Source organism: Roseateles paludis, from assembly GCF_039872745.1.
Lineage (GTDB): Bacteria > Pseudomonadota > Gammaproteobacteria > Burkholderiales > Burkholderiaceae_C > Pelomonas > Pelomonas paludis.
In genome coordinates, this window is sequence record NZ_JBDPZD010000008.1 from 1 (window position 1) to 23,626 (window position 23,626).

At 67.8% G+C, this 23,626-nt stretch carries 21 protein-coding genes and 3 tRNA genes; 14 read left to right on the forward strand and 10 right to left on the reverse strand.

Annotated elements, in window-relative coordinates; translation table 11 throughout:
* The 5 genes from ABDJ85_RS18775 to sppA form a co-directional block, all read right to left on the reverse strand.
* A partial coding sequence (locus tag ABDJ85_RS18775; RefSeq protein ID WP_347706340.1) for a GTP-binding protein occupies window positions 1-594 on the reverse strand: 594 nt, incomplete at its 3' end.
* A gap of 54 nt (window positions 595-648) precedes the next feature.
* Window positions 649-723, reverse strand: a tRNA-Thr gene (locus ABDJ85_RS18780).
* A gap of 65 nt (window positions 724-788) precedes the next feature.
* Window positions 789-862 (reverse strand) — tRNA-Gly (locus ABDJ85_RS18785).
* A gap of 30 nt (window positions 863-892) precedes the next feature.
* A tRNA-Tyr gene (locus ABDJ85_RS18790) sits at window positions 893-977 on the reverse strand.
* Between the two features lie 79 nt (window positions 978-1,056).
* Window positions 1,057-2,910 (reverse strand): signal peptide peptidase SppA, encoded by a 1,854-nt coding sequence (gene sppA, locus ABDJ85_RS18795; protein ID WP_347706341.1) that lies wholly within the window; start codon window positions 2,908-2,910, stop codon window positions 1,057-1,059.
* Between the two features lie 112 nt (window positions 2,911-3,022).
* Here sppA and ABDJ85_RS18800 point away from each other — a divergent pair, with 112 nt between their 5' ends.
* Both ABDJ85_RS18800 and ABDJ85_RS18805 read left to right on the forward strand, forming a co-directional pair.
* Entirely contained in the window at window positions 3,023-4,669 is a 1,647-nt protein-coding gene (locus tag ABDJ85_RS18800) for an FMN-binding glutamate synthase family protein (protein WP_347706342.1), read from the forward strand.
* 106 nt (window positions 4,670-4,775) lie between these two features.
* A complete protein-coding gene (locus tag ABDJ85_RS18805) occupies window positions 4,776-5,414 on the forward strand; it encodes a response regulator (protein WP_347706343.1) in 639 nt (212 codons plus the stop codon).
* 15 nt (window positions 5,415-5,429) lie between these two features.
* Here the strand turns inward: ABDJ85_RS18805 and ABDJ85_RS18810 are convergent, their stop codons facing one another.
* The gene (locus tag ABDJ85_RS18810) at window positions 5,430-6,056 is read right to left on the reverse strand and encodes a glutathione S-transferase family protein (protein WP_347706344.1); all 627 of its coding nucleotides are present in this window, start codon (window positions 6,054-6,056) and stop codon (window positions 5,430-5,432) included.
* Between the two features lie 158 nt (window positions 6,057-6,214).
* Here ABDJ85_RS18810 and ABDJ85_RS18815 point away from each other — a divergent pair, with 158 nt between their 5' ends.
* The 10 genes from ABDJ85_RS18815 to ABDJ85_RS18860 all read left to right on the forward strand — a co-directional run bounded on the left by ABDJ85_RS18815 (window position 6,215) and on the right by ABDJ85_RS18860 (window position 17,018).
* Window positions 6,215-7,423, forward strand: a complete 1,209-nt coding sequence (locus ABDJ85_RS18815) for a YjgN family protein (protein ID WP_347706345.1) — start codon at window positions 6,215-6,217, stop codon at window positions 7,421-7,423.
* Between the two features lies 1 nt (window position 7,424).
* Window positions 7,425-8,462: a M48 family metallopeptidase gene (locus ABDJ85_RS18820; protein WP_347706346.1), complete on the forward strand. Its 1,038-nt coding sequence runs from the start codon at window positions 7,425-7,427 to the stop codon at window positions 8,460-8,462.
* A 35-nt stretch (window positions 8,463-8,497) separates the two neighbouring features.
* A complete protein-coding gene (gene purB, locus ABDJ85_RS18825; protein ID WP_347706347.1) occupies window positions 8,498-9,874 on the forward strand; it encodes an adenylosuccinate lyase in 1,377 nt (458 codons plus the stop codon).
* 418 nt (window positions 9,875-10,292) lie between these two features.
* A complete protein-coding gene (gene pyrF, locus ABDJ85_RS18830; protein WP_347706348.1) occupies window positions 10,293-11,105 on the forward strand; it encodes an orotidine-5'-phosphate decarboxylase in 813 nt (270 codons plus the stop codon).
* Window positions 11,106-11,117: 12 nt separating this feature from the next.
* Window positions 11,118-14,411 carry a PAS domain-containing hybrid sensor histidine kinase/response regulator gene (locus tag ABDJ85_RS18835; protein ID WP_347706349.1) on the forward strand — a complete coding sequence of 1,098 codons (3,294 nt, stop codon included), beginning with the start codon at window positions 11,118-11,120 and terminating at the stop codon, window positions 14,409-14,411.
* Window positions 14,408-15,124 (forward strand): queuosine precursor transporter, encoded by a 717-nt coding sequence (locus ABDJ85_RS18840; RefSeq protein WP_347706350.1) that lies wholly within the window; start codon window positions 14,408-14,410, stop codon window positions 15,122-15,124. The genes ABDJ85_RS18835 and ABDJ85_RS18840 overlap by 4 nt, the downstream gene beginning before the upstream one ends.
* A 208-nt stretch (window positions 15,125-15,332) precedes the next feature.
* On the forward strand, window positions 15,333-15,944 hold the full coding sequence (locus tag ABDJ85_RS18845) for a hypothetical protein (RefSeq protein WP_347706351.1): 612 nt from the start codon (window positions 15,333-15,335) through the stop codon (window positions 15,942-15,944).
* A gap of 143 nt (window positions 15,945-16,087) precedes the next feature.
* On the forward strand, window positions 16,088-16,381 hold the full coding sequence (locus tag ABDJ85_RS18850; RefSeq protein ID WP_347706352.1) for a hypothetical protein: 294 nt from the start codon (window positions 16,088-16,090) through the stop codon (window positions 16,379-16,381).
* 107 nt (window positions 16,382-16,488) lie between these two features.
* A complete protein-coding gene (locus ABDJ85_RS18855; RefSeq protein WP_347706353.1) occupies window positions 16,489-16,719 on the forward strand; it encodes an addiction module protein in 231 nt (76 codons plus the stop codon).
* Window positions 16,716-17,018 carry a type II toxin-antitoxin system RelE/ParE family toxin gene (locus ABDJ85_RS18860; RefSeq protein WP_347706354.1) on the forward strand — a complete coding sequence of 101 codons (303 nt, stop codon included), beginning with the start codon at window positions 16,716-16,718 and terminating at the stop codon, window positions 17,016-17,018. The genes ABDJ85_RS18855 and ABDJ85_RS18860 overlap by 4 nt, the downstream gene beginning before the upstream one ends.
* Here the strand turns inward: ABDJ85_RS18860 and ABDJ85_RS18865 are convergent.
* The gene (locus tag ABDJ85_RS18865; protein ID WP_347706355.1) at window positions 17,015-19,339 is read right to left on the reverse strand and encodes a xanthine dehydrogenase family protein molybdopterin-binding subunit; all 2,325 of its coding nucleotides are present in this window, start codon (window positions 19,337-19,339) and stop codon (window positions 17,015-17,017) included. The genes ABDJ85_RS18860 and ABDJ85_RS18865 overlap by 4 nt on opposite strands.
* Window positions 19,336-19,812 carry a (2Fe-2S)-binding protein gene (locus tag ABDJ85_RS18870; RefSeq protein ID WP_347706356.1) on the reverse strand — a complete coding sequence of 159 codons (477 nt, stop codon included), beginning with the start codon at window positions 19,810-19,812 and terminating at the stop codon, window positions 19,336-19,338. Before ABDJ85_RS18870 ends, ABDJ85_RS18865 begins: the two co-directional genes overlap by 4 nt.
* A gap of 80 nt (window positions 19,813-19,892) precedes the next feature.
* Here ABDJ85_RS18870 and ABDJ85_RS18875 point away from each other — a divergent pair, with 80 nt between their 5' ends.
* Together ABDJ85_RS18875 and ABDJ85_RS18880 are read left to right on the forward strand one after the other, a co-directional pair.
* Entirely contained in the window at window positions 19,893-20,570 is a 678-nt protein-coding gene (locus ABDJ85_RS18875; protein WP_347706357.1) for an alpha/beta hydrolase family protein, read from the forward strand.
* Between the two features lie 97 nt (window positions 20,571-20,667).
* Window positions 20,668-21,360: a Crp/Fnr family transcriptional regulator gene (locus tag ABDJ85_RS18880; RefSeq protein ID WP_347706358.1), complete on the forward strand. Its 693-nt coding sequence runs from the start codon at window positions 20,668-20,670 to the stop codon at window positions 21,358-21,360.
* A gap of 92 nt (window positions 21,361-21,452) precedes the next feature.
* Here ABDJ85_RS18880 and ABDJ85_RS18885 read toward each other — a convergent pair whose 3' ends face one another.
* The gene (locus tag ABDJ85_RS18885; RefSeq protein ID WP_347706359.1) at window positions 21,453-21,761 is read right to left on the reverse strand and encodes a c-type cytochrome; all 309 of its coding nucleotides are present in this window, start codon (window positions 21,759-21,761) and stop codon (window positions 21,453-21,455) included.
* A gap of 9 nt (window positions 21,762-21,770) precedes the next feature.
* Window positions 21,771-23,480 carry a cytochrome D1 domain-containing protein gene (locus ABDJ85_RS18890; RefSeq protein ID WP_347706360.1) on the reverse strand — a complete coding sequence of 570 codons (1,710 nt, stop codon included), beginning with the start codon at window positions 23,478-23,480 and terminating at the stop codon, window positions 21,771-21,773.
* Between the last annotated feature and the right edge of the window lie 146 nt (window positions 23,481-23,626).

A 23,626-nucleotide genomic window follows, 5' to 3' on the forward strand; every position in this document is an offset into this window, starting at 1 on the left:
GAGGGCATCGGCCAGGCGCATGATGGCCTGCTCGCCGAGGTCGCCGGTGTCGCCTTCGAGGGCGAGCTTGGCGGAACCCTTGATGATGGGGGTGTCGTCGCCGGGGAAGTCGTACTTGGAGAGGAGCTCACGCACTTCCATTTCGACGAGCTCAAGCAGCTCGGCGTCGTCGACCATGTCGCACTTGTTCAGGAAGACGATGATGAACTTCACGCCGACCTGACGGGCCAGCAGGATGTGCTCGCGGGTCTGGGGCATGGGGCCGTCAGCAGCGGAGCACACGAGGATGGCGCCGTCCATCTGGGCGGCACCGGTGATCATGTTCTTGACGTAGTCGGCGTGCCCGGGGCAGTCAACGTGCGCGTAGTGGCGGTTGGCGGTCTCGTACTCGACGTGCGCGGTGTTGATGGTGATGCCGCGGGCCTTTTCTTCGGGCGCTGCGTCGATCTGGTCGTAGGCCTTGGCCTCGCCGCCGAACTTCTTGGACAGCACGGTCGCGATCGCTGCCGTCAGCGTGGTCTTGCCGTGGTCGACGTGACCAATCGTGCCCACGTTGACGTGCGGCTTGGTGCGTTCAAACTTGCCTTTTGCCATCTTGCGCTCCTGCGGCGAACTTGTTCAGACAGAGAAACAAAGGAAGGGGAAAGGTGGTGCCCATGACGCGGATCGAACGCGTGACCTCTCCCTTACCAAGGGAGTGCTCTACCACTGAGCCACATGGGCATCGACACGGGTTTGACGGCACGACCAGCAAACCGGTATCGACGCTGACGAAAGAACCACAAGCCTGGAGCGGGAGACGGGAATCGAACCCGCGTCATTAGCTTGGAAGGCTAAGGTTCTACCATTGAACTACTCCCGCACACTTCCAAGGCTGAGCCTGGAACAAGCTTGGTGGAGGAGGCTGGATTCGAACCAGCGTACGCAATGCGGGCAGATTTACAGTCTGCTGCCTTTAACCACTCGGCCACCCCTCCTGGAGCGAGCCCGCCACTATAGCACAGGCCCGTGTCAAGGCAAACGCGCCCTGGTGGGGCGCGGCAAGCCCGAAAGGCTTCAGGGGCGTCTGCACAGGCAGTGCGCCCAGACGGTGCCGGCCCAGGCGCCATCCTGCCCCAGGCGCGCTGCCGCCTGCAGCAGCGCCGCTTCCTCCTGCCAGCCGGCGGGAAGCAGGTCCTGCAGCCCCGGTGCCGCAGGCTCGACTAGCAGCGGTACAGCGCCGTCCACCAGACGCGCGAGCCAGCGCTCGGTGCGGCCGGGCTCGCGCTCCAGGTAGGTGAAAGTGGCTGGCGCTGTGAGCTTGGCCAGTTCGGCGGCGGATTGCACGGCCGCTTGCAGGCTGCCCAAGCCGTCGATCAGCGAGCGCTCCAGGGCCTGGGCGCCGGTCCAGACGCGCCCCTGGGCGCTGGCGTCGATCTCGGCGGGCGTCTTGCCACGCGCGGCGGCGGCTTGCCGGATGAAGGTGTCGTAGATGTGGTCAACGCCTGTCTGCAGCAGGCTCTCCATGCGCGGATCGAGCGGACGACGCAGGTCGTAGGCACCCTTGAGCCAGGTGGTCGTGGTACCGCCCGTTCGCAGCGAGAGCTTGCCCAGCAAGCCCTCGGCAGTGGGCAGCAAGGAGAAAACGCCGATGGAGCCCGTCACGGTGCTGGGGTCGGCCAGCACGCGGTTGGCGCCCATCGAGATCCAGTAGCCGCCCGAGGCCGCCACGTCGCCCATCGAGACGACGACGGGCTTGCCCGCCTGGCGTGTGAGCTCGACCTCGCGCCGGATCAGCTCGGACGCGAAGACACTGCCGCCTGGCGAGCTGACGCGCAGGACCAGGGCTTGGATGCCCTCATCCTCGCGCGCCCGCCGGACAAGGCGGGCCGTGGAGTCGCCGCCCACGCGGCCGGGACCGGTCTCGCCGTCGACGATCTCACCCTCGGCGACGACGATGGCGACATTGGGCTTGGCCACCGGCGTTGCCTGTCGGGCCAGGTAGGCCTCGAAGCCAATCTGACGAAAGGACTTGGCCGCCTCGTCCCGCCCAGCATGCTGGAGCACCAAGGCGCGGAACTCATCGCGGGTCTTGAGGCCGTCCACCCATTTGGCTTCCAGCGCAAGGGCAGCGGGTTGGCCACCGGCCTTGGCCAGACGCTCGGGCAGCGCGTCGATCAGGCCGGTGATGTCGTCCGCCGTCAGCTGACGCGCGGACGCCAGCTCGCCGACGAACCGCGACCACAGCTCGCCGTACAGCGCCGTGTCGGCCTCGCGCGTGGCGGCGCTGGGGGCGTTGGCGGTGTAGGGCTCGGCTGCGTTCTTGAAGCTGCCGACGCGCATCACGTGGGCCTGCACACCCAGGCGGTCCAGCGCGTCCTTGAAGTAGGTGCGGTAGCCACCGAAGCCATCGAGCATGACGAGGCCAAAGGGGTGCAGGTGGAGCTGGTCAGCATGCGCCGCCAAGTAGTAGCCCTTCTGGCCCAGGTGCTCGGCGTAGGCCAGCACGGGCTTGCCGCTGCGCTTGAAACGGAGCAAGGCGTCGCGCACCTCATGCAGGCTCGCCAGGCCGGCGCTCGCGAGGTCATCGACGTCCAGCAGCAGCACCGAGATCTTGGGGTCGGTCTCGGCCAGCTCCAGCGCCCGCAACACGTCGCGCAGCCGGGCCTGGTGCGGGACCGAACGGCCCTGAAGCTGGCTCAGCGCCCGCTGCCGGGCACTGCCCGCGTACTGCTCGACCAGCGCGCCATCCAGGCGCAGCACCAGCGCCGTGCGGTCGGCCAGCGGCGCCTGGCCACGCGTCCACCACAGCAGGGCGAGCGCGGTCAGCACCAGCAACAACAGCAGATTGAGCAGTGTGCGGCGCAGGCCGTCCAGCACGCGCCATAGGCCGACGAACAAGGCGCCAAAGACTCGCAGCAAAGGCTTCATGGGCAGCAGGGCAGGACCGGGACGGCTGATTCTGTGCGCTTTCTCGCGGGGCGCTGCGCCAATCCTGGCTAGCATCCGCCCACCCACCAGCCCCAGATTGCGGAGAGATGGCATGCAAGAGTGGCTCCGACGCCTGAACGACGTCTTCCCGGTTCGCTATGTGAGTTGGCTGGTCTGCGGCGTGCTCGCGGCCTACTTTGGCGGTCAGTGGCTGGCTCACGGCGCGCCCCCGTGGCCGGCGCTGGCGGCCGTGGCGCTGACAGGGCTGGGGTTTCGCGACCGCTTCCAGGCCAAGCGCTCGGTGCTGCGCAACTACCCGGTCATCGGGCATCTGCGCTACCTGCTGGAGTACATCCGCCCCGAGATCCGGCAGTACTTTTTAGAGAGCGACAGCGACGCCGCGCCCTTCTCGCGCCAGCAGCGCTCACTGGTCTACCAGCGCGCCAAGGGCGATCCCGACAAGCGCCCCTTCGGCACCCAGAAGGATGTGCTGGCCCCGGGCTACGAGTGGATCAATCACTCGCTGGCGCCCAGCCACATCGAGTCCAAGGACTTCCGCGTCACCATCGGCGGCAACCGCGCCAAGCCCTATTCAGCCAGCGTCTTCAACATCTCGGCCATGAGCTTCGGGGCGCTGTCCGCCAACGCCATACTGGCCCTGAATGCCGGCGCCCGGCGTGGCGGCTTTGCGCACGACACCGGCGAAGGCTCGATCAGCGTCCACCACCGCGTGCACGGCGGCGATCTGATCTGGGAGATAGGCTCCGGCTACTTTGGCTGCCGCGACGAGGCCGGGCGCTTCAGCCCCGACAAGTTCCAGGCGGCAGCAAGCGACCCGCAAGTCAAGCTCATCGAGATCAAGCTCAGCCAGGGCGCTAAACCCGGCCACGGCGGCGTGCTGCCCGGCCCCAAGGTCACCATCGAGATCGCCCAGGCACGCGGCGTTGCCGAGGGCGTGGACTGCGTCTCGCCGGCGGCGCACAGCGCGTTTTCCACGCCCATCGAGCTGATGCAGTTTGTTGACCGGCTGCGCAACCTCTCGGGCGGCAAGCCCACCGGCTTCAAGCTCTGCATCGGCCACCCCTGGGAGTGGTTCGCCATCTGCAAGGCCATGGTGGAAACCGGCATCACGCCCGACTTCATCGTGGTGGACGGCGGCGAAGGCGGCACCGGCGCCGCGCCGCTGGAGTTCACCGACCACGTCGGCGCCCCGCTGCAAGAGGGGCTGCTGCTCGTCCACAACACCCTGGTTGGGCTGGACCTGCGCGACCAGATCCGCATCGGTTGCGCCGGCAAGATCATCAGCGCCTTCGACATCGCACGCGCGATGGCCATGGGCGCCGACTGGTGCAACTCCGCGCGCGGTTTCATGTTCGCGCTGGGCTGCATCCAGGCCCAGACCTGCCACACCGGCAACTGTCCCACCGGCGTCGCCACGCAGGACCCGGTTCGGCAGGAAGCCCTCGTCGTGCCCGACAAGGCCGAGCGCGTTTATCACTTCCACCAAAACACCCTGCACGCGCTCAAGGAGTTGGTGCAGGCCGCCGGGCTGCAGCACCCGGGCGAGATCACCGCCAGCCACATCGTGCGGCGCACCCGCGACCACGAAGTGCGCCTGCTCAGCAACCTGCTGCCCTTCGTGCCGCGCGGCGCGCTGCTGCGCGATGACCTGGAGGTGCACAGCGTCTTCAAAACCTACTGGCCGGCCGCCTCGGCCGACAGCTTCAGCCCCAACCTACGCCGCACGACCACCCCCTGAGGCGCGGGGGGCGCCCAGGGGCCAACCCCTAGGCAACCGCATCCCGACAAACTTGGGATTGACTATTCAATAGCGCACAATTCGCGGGTCAGAAGTTGTCCCCGCCATGCCCGTCGTCTATCTCCTCCGCCGCAACACCGCTTCCATCGAAAAGACCCGCACCACGCTGGAGGAGGCGGACTGGCAACTGGGCGGCTGCAGCGAGTCCTTGCAAGACGCCCTGGCCGAGATCGCGGTGCGCATGCCCGACATCGTTGCCTGCGACCTGCGCCTGAACGACGGCCACGCCATGCTCGTTGCGCACGAGCTGGGCCAGTTGCCGGTGCGGCCGCAGTTGCTGCTGCTCTCCCCCAATGTCGATGACCTGCAGCTCTTTGCCGCTCTGTGCGCGGGCGCCAACGCTTATCACGTCGACGTGGGCACGGGCCTGACCGACGCCCTGACCGCCCTGCACCAGCGCCGCGCCAACTTGAGCCCCCTGATGGCCCGCCAGGCCCTGGCCGCCTTTGGCGTGGAACGCAGCCCCCTGGCACTGGCCAGCCAGATGGCCGCCGCCAAGGACCAAAGCGCCGCTGGCCGCCAGATCGACCAGGCCGCCCGCCACTTGCTCAGCCTGCTGGCCCACGGCCTGCTGACCAGCGAAGTGGCCCAGGCCTGGCAGATCACGCAAATGGAAGTCGAGCAGCGCATCTGGCGCATCGTGCGCCTGCTGCATGTGCGCAGCCGCGAGCTGCAGATCGTCTGAGTCGGCTCGGGGCGTTCAGCCCTGCGGCACCGTGTCCTGAAAACTCGGCCGGCCGCTGAGCTTCTCAAAGTGCCGCGCCAGTTGCGGGCACGGCGTGCGCCAGTCCAGCTCCGGGAAGCGGAAGCTCAGCCACCCCAGGCAGCAGCCCACGGCGATGTCCGCCAGCGAGAAGTGGCTGCCCGAGCACCAGGGCTTGTCGCCCAAGCCCTGCTCCATTGCCTGCAGGCCCGCGTGCACCTTGCCCATCTGGCGGTCGATCCAGGCCTGGCTGCGCTCACCGTCCTTGCGGTGCACCCAGACGCGTTCCATGCGCACCAGCACGGCGGCGTCCAGCACGCCATCGGCCAACGCCTCCCAGGTGCGCACCTCGCAACGCTCGCGGCCTGAGCCCGGGATCAGCTTGCCCACGGGCGACAGCGTGTCCAGGTACTCGACGATGGTGCGCGAATCGAACACCGCACCCGAGATCGAGTCCTGCCCCTCCATCACCAGGCAGGGCACCTGCCCCAGCGGGTTGAACTTCTGCACCTCGTCATTGGCCCAGACGTCTTCCAGCACCAACTGGCACTCCAGTTTCTTCTCGGCCATCACGATCCGCACCTTCCGGACGAAGGGGCTGGTGAGGGATCCGATCAACTTCATCGCGGTCATGGATACGGCGGGCTACAGGGTCGAATTGATTCTAGCCAGCGGGCCAGGGCAAGATTCACCGCCCCGAACTGGCAGATTCCACCTTGCCACCTCCCGAGTGCTACGACACAGTCGCGCCCCGAGTCCAGTCAGCACCCTTGGGAGAACGAATGGAAAAAAGTGCTGCACGCAGCTCCATCGAGAGCACCACGGAGAGCGCCGCAGCAGCCGCTGAGATGGCGCTCTCCGCTTCACCTGCCCCACGCCTTCGTGAGCTGCCGATCGTCTTCACTGCCTCCGGCAGCGAGTACTTCCGCATCTGGGCAGTCAACCTGCTACTCATCTTGATGAGTGGCGGGCTCTACTTACCCTTCGCCAAGCAGCGGCGCATTCGCTACTTCTATGCCAATACGCTGATCGAGGGAGAGGCGCTGGCCTTTCATGGCGACTCATGGCGGATGTTTCGCGGCTTCGTGATCGTGGTCGCGCTCATGGCCGTCTACTCTCTCACGAGCAACTTCTCGCCAGCCGTCGCCATTCCGGCCTTCCTGCTGCTCTGCGCCGTCTGGCCTGCAATGTGGCGAGCCGCCATGCAGTTCCGGCTCGGCAACACCAGCTGGCGCGGCTTGCGTTTCGGGTTTCATGGCTCGTTGGCGGGGGCCTACCGTGCCTTCCTGCCCATTTACGTTCCAGCTCTGCTGGTGACGGCGCTGACACCCGACGACCCGAAGGCACCCCTCTCCTGGCAGACCGGCCTGTACTACCTAGCCATGGCCGCCAGCATCCTCATGCTGCCGTGGGCCACGGCCCTGATGCGCCGGTATCAGCATCAGAACTTCAGCCTGGCGGGCGAGCGCTCCGGTCTATCGCTGAACACCCGCGCGATTTACTTCATCGGGTGGAAGACCCTGTGGCTGACCGTGGGGCTTTTCATCGTGACGCTCATGCTGACCTTCGTCCTCGGCGGCCTCTTGGCCTTAGCGACAAGCGGAAAGATTGACGCGCCGGGGAATGGTCAGCTCTATGGGCTGATTTGGTTGGGCCTGACTTACCTGCTTGGCGGCAGCGTGGTGCTGGCCTATCACGCATCTCGGGTACAGAACCTTGTCTGGACCAACACGAAGAGCGCTTCGCTGAGCTTCGAGAGCACGCTCACCGGCCTGCCCTGGCTCACCCTTAAGAACTGGGTGCTCATCGTCTTGACCTTGGGGCTGTACCGCCCCTTCGCCGTAGTGGCCACCGTGCGGTTGCGACTGCACTCGGTGCGTATCGAGACCCGAACGGACCCTGAATCCTGGCAGGCCCAACCCACCACCGCCATGCAGGACGCCAGCGGCGAAGTGGCGGGTGACTTCTTTGGCGTCGACGTGGGGCTCTGACATGACCAACACTTTGCAAGCCCAGTGGTACGACGGACGCACGGGTGCCGGCCAGGCAGTTGAGGTCTGGCTGCAGGACGAGTGCCTGCACTTTGGTGCGCAACAGCTGCCGTTGCAGCAGGTTCTTTGGCCCGAGCGCTGGCGCCACGGTCAACGCAAGATCCTGCTGCAAGGAGCAGGGGTGTTGAGCTTCCCCGATGCCAGCGCCTTCGACGCCTGGGCCGATGCGAGTGGCCGACTGCCTGGTTTGATAGAGCGGCTGCAGCTCAGTTGGCGGCTGGCCCTGATGTCCCTGGCCTTGATCAGCGCGGCCTTCGTCGCCACGTATCTCTGGGGCCTGCCCTGGGCCAGCGACCGGTTAGCTGAACGCGTACCCCAAGCCACGGAGCAGAAGCTCGGCGAAGACTTCATGGCCTATGTCGACAAGCGCTGGGTGAAGCCCTCCGCACTGCCACCGAGCGAGCAGACTGGGTGGCAGCAACGCTTCGACCGGCTGCTGGCCACGGCCCGCACCGCCGGGCGGCCAGACCTGCCCCCGCTGTTGAAGTTGAACTTCCGTGCCGGGGGCGATATCGGCCCCAATGCCTTCGCCCTGCCTGGCGGGCAGATCTGCGTCACTGACGAACTGCTTACCCTGGTCAAGGACGAGCCCGACGCTGTGCTCACCATCCTTGCGCACGAGGCCGGCCACGTGCGCCACCACCATGGCCTGCGCGGCGGCCTCCGAGCCATGGCGGTGACAGCCATGGCAGCCCTCTGGCTAGGCGACTACTCAAGCCTGCTGAACGGCCTGCCCATCCTGCTTGCCACCCGGGGCTATTCACGCGGCTTCGAATCCGAGGCCGATCGCTACGCCCGCGACCTCGCCCGCGCCGGCGGCGCCGACCCCGCCCGTATCGCCGTCTTCTTCAAACGCCTGCGTGAACAGTACGGCGACAGCTCCGGCAACAAGCTGGCTATTTCCTTCAGCACCCACCCTGCCGACACCGAACGCATTGCCTTCTTCAAGGCCGAAGCCGCGCCGACGCCTAAAAACTAGAATTCCGGGTTTTCCACGATCCGTCGGCCTGCCTCATGTCCGCTCCTGACTTCTCGCCTGTCACCGCCCTCTCGCCGCTGGACGGCCGCTATGCCGCCAAGGTGGCTGCGCTGCGGCCGCTGTTGTCGGAGTACGGCCTGATGCACCGCCGCGTGCAGGTCGAGGTGGAGTGGTTCATCGCGCTGTCGGACGCGGGCTTCAAGGAGTTCAAGCCGCTGTCCTCCGCCGCGCGCACGCGCTTGCGCAAGCTGGTGAAGAAGTTCAGTCCGGCGGACGCCGAGGCCATCAAGGCCATCGAGCGCACCACCAACCACGACGTCAAGGCCGTGGAGTACTGGATCAAGCAGAGCTTTACCGGCGTTCCTGAGCTGGAGGCCGCGAGCGAGTTCGTGCACTTTGCGTGCACCAGCGAGGACATCAACAACACCAGCCACGCGCTGATGCTGAAGGCCGCGCGTGACGAGGTGATGCTGCCGGCGCTGGACGCCATCATCGAGAAGCTGCGCGGCATGGCCCACCAGCTGGCCGGCCTGCCGATGCTCAGCCGCACCCACGGCCAGACGGCCAGCCCCACCACCGTGGGCAAGGAGATCGCCAACGTCGTGGCCCGCCTGCTGGGTGCGCGCGAGCGCATTGCCGGCGTGAAGCTGCTGGCCAAGATGAACGGCGCCGTGGGCAACTACAACGCTCACCTGTCGGCCTGGCCCAAGCACGACTGGGAGGCCTTCTCCAAGCGCGTGATCGAGAAGCAGCTCAAGCTGAGCTTCAACCCCTACACCATCCAGATCGAGCCGCACGACTACATGGCCGAGCTGTTCGACGCCTTCACCCGCGCCAACACCATCCTGGTGGACTGGTCGCGCGACGTGTGGGGCTACATCTCGCTGGGCTACTTCAAGCAGCGCACCAAGGCGGGCGAGATCGGCAGCTCGACCATGCCGCACAAGGTCAACCCCATCGACTTCGAGAACGCCGAGGGCAACTTCGGGCTCGCCAGTGCCGTGCTGACCCACCTGGCCCAGAAGCTGCCCATCAGCCGCTGGCAGCGCGACCTGACCGACTCCACGGTGCTGCGCAACATGGGCGTGGCCCTGGGCTACAGCTTGCTCGGCTACGACTCCCTGGCCAAGGGCCTGGGCAAGCTGGAAGTGAACGAGGCAGCGCTGGCAGCTGACCTCGATGCCGCCTGGGAAGTGCTGGCCGAACCCATCCAGACCGTGATGCGCCGCTACGGCCTGCCCAACCCCTACGAGCAGCTCAAGGAGCTGACCCGTGGCAAGGCCATCACCCAGGAGTCGCTGCGCGGCTTCATCGAGGGGCTGGACCTGCCCAAGGCTGAGAAGGCGCGGCTGTTGAAGCTGACGCCCGGCGGCTACACGGGCAAGGCGGCGGAGTTGGCGAAGCGGGTTTGAGTTTTCCGCTGGTGGCGCGGGTGGGTTGAAGCAAGGCGTCGGCCGGGGCCTGAGCGGGATTCCTCAGCCGCGCCAATAGCCCGCTCGCAACGGGGTGTCGGGGCTGCGCCCGGCAAGCGTGGAAGAAGCGTCGAGGAGCGGAGGGCGTTTGGCCCGCGTGCGTACCCGCACGCCTCAAGCTCTGACTTGCCGCATCTTGTTTGAGCGCAGTGAGCAACGCGAACGAAGCGAGTTATGCGGCGGGCCAAATGCCAGAGCACCGCAGAGCAGCCGCAGGCCGCTTCTGTCGCGCGCCGGGCGCAACCCCGGCAACCCGTTGTCGCACCAGCCCTCCGCCACCGACACCGCCGCCGACAACCACCCGACGCCCGGGACTACGCCGATACCCACCCGCCCCCCAGCCCCGACAATCGGGGCCATGACTTTCATCGAACAACTGCGCGCCGCCCGCGCGCTGAACGACTCGCACCTCTGCGTCGGCCTGGACCCCGATCCCGCCAAGTTTCCCGGCGCCTGGAAGGGTGACGCCAGCAAGATCTTCGACTTCTGCGCCGCCATCGTCGACGCCACGCATGACCTGGCCATCGCCTTCAAGCCGCAGATCGCCTACTTCGCCGCGCAGCGCGCCGAGGACCAGCTTGAGCGCCTGATCCAGCACATCAAGCGCGTCGCGCCCCAGGTGCCTGTGATCCTCGACGCCAAGCGCGGCGACATCGGCGCCACCGCCGAGCAGTACGCGGTCGAGGCCTTCGAGCGCTACCAGGCCGATGCGGTCACGCTCTCGCCCTTCATGGGTTTTGACAGCGTCGAGCCCTATCTCAAGCACGAGGGCAAGGGTGCCATCCTGCTGTGCCGCACCTCCAACAAGGGCGGCGACGACTGGCAGATGCAGCGCCTGGCGGACGTGCCCGGCCAGCCGCGCCTCTTTGAGCACCTGGCCCACCTGGCGCAGACGCAGTGGAACAAGAACGGCCAGCTCGGCCTCGTCGTCGGCGCCACCTACCCCGAGGAGCTGGCCCGCGTGCGCGCGCTTGCGCCCGACCTGCCCCTGCTGGTGCCTGGTGTTGGCGCCCAGGGTGGCGACGCGGCGGCCACCGTCAAGGCGGCGGGCACGGCCGCGCCGCTGATGGTCAATTCCTCGCGCGCCATCCTCTACGCCGACAACGGCCCCGGCTTCGCCGCCGCCGCGAGGCGGGTGGCGCAAGCCACGCGCGACGCCCTGCGGGGCTGACGCCTACCCACCATGACCACCCTGGCCGACCCCATCTCCACCCTGATCGGCCAGGGCTCGCCAGCGCCGGAGGCCGACCCGCTGGCCCGCATCACTCAGGGCCGCGCGCTGGCCGTGTTCCTGGCGGGCTGTGTCGGTGTCTTCGCGCTGCTGACCGGCCTGCTGGCGCTGGACCGCCAGCCGGGTGAGCCCTGGGGCGGCTGGCTACCGCCACTGCTGGCCGGCCTGATCGCACTGGGTGCCCTGCTGGCGCTGGCCCAGCCCAGCCGTGTGCTGCGGAGCCGGGCCCCGTGGCTCACCGTCGCGCTGCTGGTGCTGATGATGATGCTGCCCGTCGTCGTCAGCGGCTCGCGCCACCTCGGCCTGCGCGGCAGCCACCTGGCACTGATGAGCCTGGTGGTGGCCTTCACCACCGGCATGCTGGGGCGGCGTACCGGGCTGGTGTTTGCGCTCGGCGGCACGCTGGCGCTGCTGGGGCTGTCGGTCGTCGAGCGCCTTTCGGGCTGGACGCCCTCCACCGGCACCGGCGAGAGCCTCGGTGTGCGCCTCGTCATTCACCTGTGCATGCTGGGCCTGGGCCTGATCGTTGGGCTGGGGCTGCACCGCATCCTGCGCAAGGCCCTGGCCGACGGGCATGAGCGCATGGCCCAGTTCCAGGGCCTCTTGCAGATGGCGGTGGACTGGTACTGGGAGATGGACCAGCACTTCCGCTTCACCCACATCGTCGAGATGACGGCCGGCATCAGCGGCCTGGGGGGCAGCGAGCGCATCGGCCGCACACCCTGGCAGATCGACATCGGCCTTTCCGATGAAGACCTCGACGCCCACCGCGCCGACCTGGAGTCGCACCGTCCTTTCCGCGGCCTGCTGGCGCGCCGCAGCGACGAAGCCGGCCAGCCGCGCTGGGTCTCGATCAGCGGCGAGCCGCGCTTTGATGCGCAGGGCAACTTCCGCGGCTACTGGGGCACCGGGCGCGACGTAACCCGCGAGGTGGCGGCCGAGCAGTCGGTGCAAGCCACCGAGGCGCGCTACCGCGAGCTGTTCCGCCGCAGCCCCTCGCCCCTGGTCGTGCACCGCTGGGGCCGCGTGCTCGATGCCAACCCCGCCGCCATGGCCATGTTTGGCTACACCCAGCGCTCGGGCATGGAGGGGCAGGACCTCTTCAGCCACTACGAGCCCGGCGACGACGAAACCGCCCGCCGCCAGGCCGATCGCCTGGAGAGCCAGCCCCCCGGCGCCATGCAGCCCATGCAGGAGTTCCGCCTGCTCACGCTGTCGCGCCGGCGCCGGCTGGTGCAGGCCACCAGCGTGCGCGTCGAGGTCGCATCCGGGCCGGCCACGCTCACCTTCTTCACCGACCAGACCGAGGCCGCGCGCGCCCAAGAGGCGCTGCGCCGCTCCGAGGGCCTGCTGTCTCACCTCTTCGAGACCAGCCCCGACCCCATCACCCTGACCGAGCTGGACAGCGGCCGCTACACCCTCGTCAACAAGGCCTTCGAGGACTTCAGCGGCTACACGGCCAGCGAGATCGTCGGGCGCACCGCGCTCGACATCGGCATCTGGCACAACCCTGCCGAGCGTGACGCCCTGATGGCCGAGCTGCGCGCTGCCGGCCATGTGCGCAGCCGGGCCGTCATCTTCAAGCGCAAGTCCGGCGAGCTGATGACCATGCAGATCTCGCTCGCCCCCTTCACCATGGACGGCACGCATTACCTGGTGCTGTTCGCGCGCGACGTCACGCAGAACGAGCTGGACCGCCTCGTCCACGCCGCCGTGCTGGAGAACGCCTCCGTCGCCATCAGCCTCACACGCGAGCATCAGTTCCGCCTCGCCAACCCGCACGCCGAGCGCATGTTCGGCTGGCCGGCCGGCACGCTCATCGGCCAGCACTCCAGCGTCGTCTGGCCCAGCCTCGATGCCTGGAAGGCCTCCACCACCGTCATCGGCCCCCAGCTCAAGGCCGGCGAGCTGGTGGACGCCGAGTTCGAGATGCGCCGCCGTGACGGCTCCACCTTCCTGGCCCGGCTGATGGCCCGCGCGCTGGACCCCAACCACGCCAGCCGTGGCGGCACCATCTGGATCATGGAGGACATCACCGAGCGCCGCCGCACCGAGCAAGCCCTCGCTCAGGCCAAAGACGACGCCCAGGCCGCCAGCCGCGCCAAGAGCGCCTTCCTGGCCAACACCAGCCACGAGATCCGCACCCCGCTCAACGGCCTGCTCGGTCTGGGGCGCCTGGCCCAGCGCGCCGACATCGCCGAGCCCCAGCGCCGCGAGTACCTCGACCAGATGGTCGCCAGCGCCGAGAGCCTCTCGGGCCTCATCTCCGACATCCTCGACCTGTCCAAGATCGAGGCCGGCCGCCTCACGCTGGAGTCCCAGCCCTTCTCGCTGCGCGAGCTGCTCGCCGCCATGCAGACGGCCTACCTCCCGCTGGCGCAAAACCGCAGCCTGCTGCTGGAGCTGCGGGTCGACGAGGACGTGCCCGCCTGGGTCTTTGGCGACCCACTGCGCACCCGCCAGATCCTGGCCAACTTCCTCAGCAACGCCCTCAAGTTCACGCACGAGGGCTGCATCCGCCTCCGCGCCGAACGCCTGCCGCAGCGTGGCGAAACCGAATACCTGCGCATCAGCGTGCAGGACACCGGCCCAGGCATCCCCGCCGAGCAGCATGCCCGGCTCTTCCAGCCCTTCACCCAGCTCGACGAGTCCATCACCCGCCGCTACGGTGGCACCGGGCTGGGCTTGTCCATCTGCCGCGAGCTGGCCCAGCTGATGGGCGGCGACGTCGGCCTCAGCAGCAACGCCGGTGAAGGCGCCACCTTCTGGGCCGACCTGCCCTTCCCCACCGCGCCCAGCCCCTCACTCGCCCCCCCGCGAGACCGCGCCGACGACGACATCCTCAAGGGCCGCCGCGTGCTCATGGTCGAGGACCACGCCGTCAACATGCTGATCGCCGCCGCGCAGCTGGAGCAATGGGGGCTGGAAGTGGCCCAGGCCAGCGACGGCGCCCAGGCCATCGAGGCCGTGCGCGCCGCCGCCAGCACCGGCCGCCCCTTCGACATCATCCTGATGGACGTGCACATGCCCGTCATGGGTGGCCATGAGGCCACGCGCGAGCTGCGGCGCGACTTCCCCGCCGCGCAACTGCCCATCATTGCCCTCACCGCCGCCGCCCTCGTCTCCGAGCGCGACGATGCCCTCGCCGCCGGCATGAACGACTTCCTCACCAAGCCGCTCGACCCGCCCAAGCTGCGCCAATCCCTGCTGCGCCTGCTCAGCCCCACGGAAGCACCCACGCCATGAGTACCACCCCCGCGCAAAAGACCTACCGCTACTACGACCTGATCATGGCGGCCTTCGTCTGCGTGCTGCTGTGCTCCAACCTCATCGGCCCGGCCAAGGCCGCGCAGCTCAACCTGCCGGTGCTCGGCACCGTCACCTTCGGGGCCGACCTGTTCTTCTTCCCCATCAGCTACATCTTTGGCGACATCCTCACCGAGGTCTACGGCTACGGGCGTGACCGCCGCGTGGTCTGGGCCGGCTTCGGGGCACTCGCCTTCGCCGCCTTCATGGCCTTCGTCGTCGTGCACCTGCCGCCGGCCGACAACGCCTTCATGGCCGAGTACCAGCAGCACGTCGAAGCCGTCTTCGGCAACACCTGGCGCATCGTGGCCGGCAGCATGATCGCCTTCGCCGCCGGCAGCTTTGCCAACAGCTTCGTGCTGGCCAAGATGAAGGTCGCCATGCAAGGCCGCCACCTCTGGGCCCGCGTCATTGGCTCCACCATCATCGGCCAGGCCGTGGACACCAGCCTCTTCCTCACCATCGCCTTCTGGGGCATCTGGCCGCACGAGCAACTCATGGCCGTGCTCGTCGCCCAGTACCTGTTCAAGACGCTGTGGGAAGCCGTGATGTACCCCGTCACCGCCAAGGTCGTCGGCTTCCTGAAGCGCATCGAGAACGAGGACTACTACGACCGGGGGACGGACTTCAATCCGTTCAAGGTGAGGGTGTGAGCTAGATCCCGAGCCCCGGGGGCCCGTCACCGCCAATGGCAGCGCCCCGGTATCGGGCTCATTTCCTTCGGCATCGCTCGTCAGACATGCGCACATCCAGGGTTCACCGTCTCGGTAGGCACCTCACACCGCCGCAGGAAAAGCGCTACTCACACGCCTGTCGCTGGTCGCGCGGTTGGGCTCGCGGCTCTGCGGTCGCCTCACGCCTATGGGGTTTGCTAGCAGAGGCAAAGCGCCGCTGCACTCGGTGGGTATCAGCGCAGCCAATGTGACGAAGGAAGCGAGGGGCCGGTATGCGCAGATGCTGTGCGGATCGTTAACATCGCCCGGCAATACGTTCGGCCTCACAAACACACAGCAGCTGCGCTTGATTCCGCCCCCACTCATCGACTGGGCCGTTTGGGCAAATCTTGATCGCTATCGAGATACCGAGTTGATTCTGCTGAAGGGTCACCTGCTACTCGAAGTCATGCTTTCAGAGAGCCTGCGTGCACGTCTGTCGCGCACCGAGACACAGATCAGGAAACTTTCCTTCCGCGAGAAACTCAAAGCACTTGCCCCCTTGACTGAGACAGACCAAGCTCTGGCCAAAGCATTGAAGTTCTTGGAGCAGCTGAATTGGCTGCGCAACAAGCTTGCTCACGAGCCTTTCCCAGGAATCCGAACCGAACTTGCTACCTGGTCCGATCAAGTCCTGAGTGTCTTCGCGACTCGCAAGCACCAGCGGTACACGCCCAGAACCAGAATCACGCAAGCGATCTCGGCGCTTGCAAAGAGTGTGTATGAATCTGCGCACAGCGCGGCACAACTCAAACGTTGAGCAGCGCTAGCGCGCGTTCGCACGCAAAGGGCATCTGATCAATGCGTCGCCAAACTTCCTACAACCCCGAATGCCCTCCAGACCCAGCCGCTTGGCTCGCGGAGCGAGAGCAGGAGCGGAGTCGGGTGGTCTCAACGTTTCACATGGTCCATCGACTGAAGTCGGGCAATGCCAAGGCTCACGCGGCGATGCATGTGATCGTCGAGAACCAGATCGCTTCGGTCTTTGGCCCAACGGTCCGTGCCATGGCGCGCCTTCAGGGCCAAGGCCTGTCGCGGCACGACGCCATTCACGCGATTGGTTCGGTCGTGGCTGAGTTCATGTTCATGGCGCTACGCCAACCGCAGGACACCGACGTCGGGAGCCTGCAGGCTCACGTCAATGCGGCGATCGAGCGACTGGATGCAGAAGCCTGGCGCAAGTCGTACGGCGCATAAGACCTGTTGAGTAGACGTTGAGCGAGAGGCTGGGCGGCGGTTGAGCGTGCTGCTGCCATCCATCGAGCCGTGCCTCTGAACAAGGCCTGCGGCGCTACCATTCGCTCATGCGTGCACAACTGGCCGACGAGCTGATCCACCTGAGCCCTGCTGAAAAGCGCGAGCTGGGTGAAGCGCTGATCGCCAGCGCCGAGGCCGAAGCCGATGGCCCGCGCCAGCTCTCGGACACACAGCGCACCGAGCTGCGCGCGCGGCTCGCTCACCACCGTGCAGACCCCAGCGAGCCTGGAGTCAGCCTGCAAGAACTGAAGATCAGGTTGCTCGGCGCGCGCGCATGAGTTTCCGCTTGGTGTTCAAGCCTCGGGCGGCGGCAGAGCTTGCCGAGGCCTTCGCCTGGTACGACCAGCCGACCATCCGTCAGGGTGAAGCCTTCTTCGCTGAACTGGAACGCGTCGAGCGCTTCATCCGGCTCAACCCACTGCTCTACCCCGAGGTGGATCCGGCCATCCACCGGGCCAACCTTCGCCTCTTTCCCTACTCGCTGTTCTACGTGGTGGATGGCGAGGTCATCAGCGTGCTGTCCTGCTTCCATCAGCATCGCGACCCCGACGCGCAGCCGCGCAGCGACGAACCCTAGAGCGGCAGCTCCCGCTTCCGCTCCCCCGTCAACGCAAACCACGCATTACCCACCGCCGGCGCGATCGGCGGCAGGCCGGCCTCGCCCACGCCGCCGGGGGGTGCTTCGCTGTCGATGAAGTAGGTGTCGATCACCGGCGTGTCGGCCAGGGTGAGCAGTGGGTAGTCGGGGAAGTTCTGCTGCTGGACGCGGCCGGCGCGGATGTCGATGCGGCCGTAGAGCGCGGCGGTGAGGCCAAAGATGACGGCGCTCTCCATCTGGCGCGCCACCTGGCCGGGGTTGATGACGGTGCCACAGTCGATGGCGCAGACGACGCGGCGCACGCGCGGGCCGGTCTCGCCTTTCTCGACCTCGGCCACCTGGGCCACGATGCTGCCGACGCTTTCGTGCAGGGCCACGCCGCGTGCGCGGCCGGCGGGCAGGGGCTGGCCCCAGCCGGCGGCCTCGGCGGCGCGGCGCAGCACGGCGGCGTGGCGGGGCAGTCCACCCAGCAGGCTCAAGCGGAAGGCGACCGGGTCGGCCTGGGCGGCGTGGGCGAGTTCGTCGATGAAGCTCTCGATGAAGAAGGCATGCTGCGAATGCCCGACCGCACGCCACGGCCCGATGGGCACGCCCGAGCGCGTGGCCACATGCGCCAAACGCTGGGCCGCGAAGGCGTAGGGGTGGGTGAAGAGGCCCTCGGAGGCGGCCTTGTCGGGCGCGTCCTGCGGGTGGCGCAGGGCAGCCAGCAGGCGGCTGTCGAGAAAGGCCGTGCGATTGATCAGCTCCAGGGCGCCCGCGCGCTCGGGTTCGATGCGCTCCAGCCAACGGGCGTAGAGCGCGTCCTCGGCGTGGGTGATGGCCAGGGCCGTGGGGCGGCCGTTGGCATCGAGGCCCGCTTCCATCACGGCGGCGGAGGCCGGGCGATAGAAGTCGTGTGTCGTGTCCTCCTCGCGGGACCACACCAGCTGCACGGGCGCGCCACCGCACTCCGCGGCCACGCGCGTGGCCTGGGCGACGAAGTCCACATCGAGCCGCCGCCCAAAGCCGCCGCCCAGATACGTCACATGCACCGTCACCGCCTCGGGTTTGACACCCGCCGCGCGGGCCGCCGCCGCGCGGGCGTGACTGGGCAGCTGGGTGGGCGCCCAGACGGTGACCTGACCGTCGCGCACCTGGGCCGTGCAGGTCTGGGGTTCGAGCGTGGCATGGGCGAGGTAGGGCGCGGTGTAGACGGCCTGGATGCGCTTGCCGCTGGTGGCCAGCGCCGCCTTGGCATCGCCCGCCTCAGCAAAGGCAAAGCCGCCTTGGCTCGCGTGTGCCTCTTGTGCCTGCCGGGCCAGCTCGCGGGTGATGGCGGCCGAGTCAACGCCACCATTGGCCGGTGGCTGCCAGGCCACCTGCAGCGCGCGTGCGGCGCGCAGCGCATGCCAGGTCGTGCGGGCCACCACGGCATAGGCCGGCTGCGAGCCCGCCATCGGCGGCACCGCGACCACGCGCACCACGCCGGGCAAGGCGCGCACCGCGTCCACCTGCGCCGGGCCCATGGCACCGCCCAGCCAGGGGCAGTGCTGCACGGCGGCATAGAGCTGGCCGGGCTCGCGCACGTCCATGCCAAAGCGGGCCTGGCCATTGACCTTGCCGGCGAGGTCCACGCGCGGCGTGGCTTGGCCGATGACGCGCCATTCGCTGCGAGGTTTGAGGCTGACACTTCCCACGCGTCGGCCGGCGGCGCTGGCGGCGAAGCTGCCGAAGTGGCCGAGGTCCTGCGTGCCGTGGCGGATGTGGCCGGCCTGGATGCTGAGCTGCTCCACCTTGACGCCCTGCTGCTCGGCCGCAGCCGCCAGCAGCTGGGCGCGCGCGGTGGCGGCGGCCAGGCGCAGGGGCTCCCAGGCATCGGGCAGGCTGGTGGAGCCGCCGGTGACATTGAGCCCCAGCTCGCGCCCGAGCTTGGCGCCAAACCAGGTGGCCAGGCGCACGTTGAGCCGGCCTTCGTCGCGCGGGCCAAAGGGCAGGTTGCCGATGCTGGCGGCCACATTGCCGTAAATGGTGTCGTGCCCGGCCTCGGTCAGCTCGATGCGCGCGAGCGGTACATCCAGCTCCTCGGCCACCAGCTGCGCCAGGCCCGTGTGCGCGCCCTGCCCCATCTCGCTGCGCGGCGAGGCCAGCAGCACATGGCCATCGGCGGCGATCTTGAGCCAGGCATTGAGGCCGACCTGGCCGTCCAAGGTTGGCAGTGTGTTCGGCCGCCCGAGCCGGCTGCGCGGCGGCGCGGCGCACATGCCGACCACGAGCGCACCGGCGGCACCCAGGCCCGAGACGATCAGCGTTCGCCGCTTCACTTTTTGGGCAATGTCCGCGGCCACAACCGCGCTGCCTGCTTGATGGCCGAGCGCACGCGGGGATAGGTGCCACAGCGGCACAGGTTGGTCATCGCAGCGTCGATGTCGTCATCGGTGGGTGCGGCGTTGTGCGCCAGCAGCGCAGCGGCGGCCATCAGCATGCCGCTCTGGCAGTAGCCGCACTGGGGCACCTGGTCGGCCAGCCAGGCCAGCTGCAGCGGGTGGGGCTCGGCCTGGCCCAGGCCCTCGATGGTGCGCACGGCATGGCCGAGCACCACGCCCAGCGGCGTCACGCAGCTGCGGCGCGGCTCGCCGTCCACATGCACGGTGCAGGCCCCGCAGGCGGCCACGCCACAGCCGTACTTGGTGCCTGTGAGGTTGAGGCCATCACGCAGCACCCACAGCAGCGGCATCTCGGGGTCGCGGGCGACCTCGGGCAGGGTGTGCAACTGGCCGTTGACTTCGAGTTCCATGGGCGACGACGGCGGCGCGAAGGCGCGCCTAAAGCGGTTCGGGCCAGCATAGCGCCGGGGCGCCGCGCAACAATCGGGGCATGTCGATGTCTTCCTCTACCGGCACCACGCCCCCCGATCTGCTTTTTGTGCTGGTGCACGACGGCGGCCTGGCGCCCGATGGGCCGGACCTGCTGGCCCCGCTGTCCGACGCGCTGCGCCACCACTACCCCAATGCCGCCCAGATGGCGCTGCACGCCCCGCTGCGCGACGCCACCGGCCGCTGCGTCTGGTGGCCGAGCCCAGAGCCCAGCCCTGAAGGCCTGGAGGCCGCGCTGCCTGGCTTGATCCAGCGGGTGCGTGCCGAGGCGGCGCTGCTGGACCTGCCCTGGCAGCGTGTGGCGCTGGCGGGCCTGGGCGATGGCGCGCTGATGGCGCTGGAGGCGGTGCAAGCCGAGCCCGCGCTGGCCGGCCGCGTGATGGGCTTTGCTGGCGGTTACCTGGCCCGGCCCACGCATGCGCCGCAGGACGTGTGCATCCACCTGATGCATGGCCTGGCGGACGCGCGCTTCCCCTACCGCCGGGTGGTGGACGCGGCGCAGGCGCTGGTCAGCCTGGGGGCCGATGTGACGGCCGACCTGCTGCCCCACCTGGACCACGGCCTGCACCCGGCCTTGATCGAGAAGGCCATGGGCCAGCTGCGCAACTTCATCCCGGCCAAGCTGTGGCGCGAGGCGGTGCTGGCGGCGCAGGAAGAAGAGCGGGCTGCGCGGCAATAGGCGCAGTAGGGGCACTAGGGGCAACGCTGATCCGGCGTTGCTCGCGGATTGATCAACGTCAAGCCCTTTGGGCTGGGCAGCGGCGAGCATGCCGCCCATGCTTGCCCCTTTTGACACCTGCGCCTTCCTGCGGCGCCTGCCGCTGTTCACCGACATCGATGACGACGCGCTGCGCCGCCTGGGCCCGGCCTGCAAGCTGCGGCGCTTTGAGCGTGGCGAGATGGTGTTCCGCATGGGCGACCCCTGCGAGTCCTTCTTCGTGGTGGCGGGCGGGCAGGTGCGGCTGTTCGTGATCGCGCCCAATGGCAATGAGAAGGTCATCGAGCTGTGCGGCCCGGGCCAGAGCTTTGCCGAGGCGCTGATGTTCCTGGGCAAGCCCTGCCTCGTGAACGCGCAGGCCCTGGCCGACTGCCTGCTGGTGGAGGTGCCGCGCGCGGCGCTGATGACCGAGCTGGCATCCGACGGGCGCCTGGCGCTGAAGATGCTGGCCGGCCTGTCACGCCGCCTGCACGGCCTCGTGCATGACGTGCAGGCCTATGCGCTGCAGTCGGGTGTGCAGCGCGTGGTGGGCTATCTGCTGCGCGACATCGCCGATGGCCGCGACGACGGGCGCCCGGTCACCGTGTCGCTGCCGGTCAGCAAGGCCACCGTGGCCTCGCGCCTGAGCCTCACGCCCGAGTACTTCTCGCGCGTGCTGCACGAGCTGGAGAGCACCGGCCTGATCGAGATCGACCGGCGCGACATCCACATCCTCGACGCCGAAGGCTTGTCCCGCCACTTGGCAAACTGAAGCCAAAGCAAAAACGGCCCGAGGGGCCATAGGCCCCCGGGCCAAATCGGTGATCGTCATTGACCACCGAGCTCCTGCTCTTTGACTGCGCTTTACTGCGCCAGGATCCAGTCGATCGCGGCCTTCAAGTCGGCATCGCTGATCTTGTCGGGGCCGTTGGGCGACATGGGGATGGGCCCCCACACGCCCTTGCCGCCCTTGCGCACCTTGTCGGCCAGTAGCGCGGCGGCGTCCTTGTTGCCCTTGTACTTGGCGGCCACGTCCTTGAACGCGGGGCCGAGGATCTTCTTGTCCTTGGCATGGCAGGCCATGCAGCCAGCCTTGGTGATGGCTTCCTCGGGGTTGGCCAGGGCGGGGCCGCCCACCAGGGCAGCGGCCAGCATGATTGCGAGGGCTTTCATGGTGATCTCCTAGTAGATGTCGTGCTGCGTGTTGTGCACGTTGAAGTGGCCCGTTGGGGTGATCAGGCGCGGGTCCTTGATGACGGCCTTGAGCTTCAGGGTCTTGTCGTCAACGACGACCAGGGCCGACTGCTTGTTCTTGGCGCTCCAGACCGAGAACCACACCTCGTCGCCCGCCTTGTTGTACTCAGGCTGAACCACGCGCTTGGCACCGTCGTCCTTGAGGTCAGCCCACTGCGCGATCGGCAGCACGGTGAAGCCCTTGTCGAGGTGGTTGATGTCGTAGACCGCGACGGACTGCGAGATGGCCGAGTCGGGGTTGAGCGGCGTGTCGCTGTAGAGGTGGTTGCTCTTGGGGTGGCTCTTGATGAAGAGCGCCCCGCCGCCTTGGCCCTTGAGCTCGGCCACCTTCTTGAAGGCGTACTGCGGGTGCTTGACCGGGTCGGTCCCGATCAGGCTGATGCTCTCGTCGCCCAGGTGGCCAGTGCTCCAGACGGGCCCATAGGTGGGGTGGATGAAGTTGGCGCCACGGCCCGGGTGGGGGATCTTGCCCACGTCGATCAGCTTGACCAGCTTGCCTTCCTTCAGGTCCACCGCAGCAATCTTGTTGCTTTGGTTGGCGGCCACCAGGAAGTAGCGGTGCGTCGAGTCCAGGCCACCGTCATGCAGGAAGCGGGCGGTGCCGATCTCGGTGATCTTGAGCGCGTCGACATTGCTGTAGTCCACCAGCAGGGTCTTGCCGGTTTCCTTCACGTTGACGACGAACTCGGGCTTGAAGTGGCTGGCCACGATGGAGGCCACGCGCGGCTCGGGGTGGTACTCCTGCTTGTCCACGGTGTTGCCGCGGGTGGAGACGATCTTGAGCGGCTCCAGGGTGTCGCCCTTCATCAGGGTGTACTGCGGCGGCCAGTAGCTGCCGGCAATGGCCACCTTGTCTTCAAAGCCCTTGAACTTGCTGGTGTCCACCGAGCGGGCTTCCAGGCCCACGCGCACCTCGGCCACGTTGTCGGGCTTCTCCATCCAGAGGTCGATCATGTTGATCTTGGCGTCACGCCCGATCACGAACAGATAGCGCCCCGAGGCCGACAGCCGCGAGATGTGCACCGCGTAGCCGGTCTTGACGATGTTGATGATCTGCTTGGTGTCGCCGTCGATCAGGGCCACCTCGCCGGTGTCACGCAGCGTCGTCGAGAAGATGTTGGTGATGTTGTAGTTGTTGAGCTTCTTGGTGGGCCGCTTTTCGGGCGGCACGATCACCTTCCAGGTGGCCTTCATGTCGGCCATGCCGAACTCGGGCGGGGTGGGTGGGTCGTGCTGGACGTAGCGGGCCATGATGTCCACGTCCTGCTCGCTCATCTCGCCGCTGGTCTGCCAGTTGGGCATGCCGGCCGGGCTGCCGTAGGCGATGAAGACCTTGAGGTAGTCGGTGCCCTTGGCCAGGGTGATGTCGGGCGTCAGGGGCTTGCCGGTGGCGCCCTTGCGCAGCACGCCGTGGCAGCCGGCGCAGCGCTCGAAGTAGATCTGGCGGGCCTTGTCGAACTCGGCCTGCGTCATCGGCGGGGCCTTGGGGTTGGTGGCCTGGTACATGGGCACGTCAGCCAGCGGCGAAGGGCCGGCGTGGTACTTGATCTGGGTGTCGGAGTGCTCCTTGTTCTGGGCCTGCACGCACAGTGCGGCTGCCATCAGGGTCAGCACCGGAGCGACTTTGAAGAGCTTCATGGTGGGTCCTTTTCGTTGAGTGCCTGGGCATCGTCGGAAGCACGGCGCCGCGCGTCCTTGAACCGTCTTAAGAAATTTGTGCGCTGCAACAGTCGGCGATTCCCGCTTGTGATGCGTCAAGCCGTGTGCAGATCGCGGCTGACAAG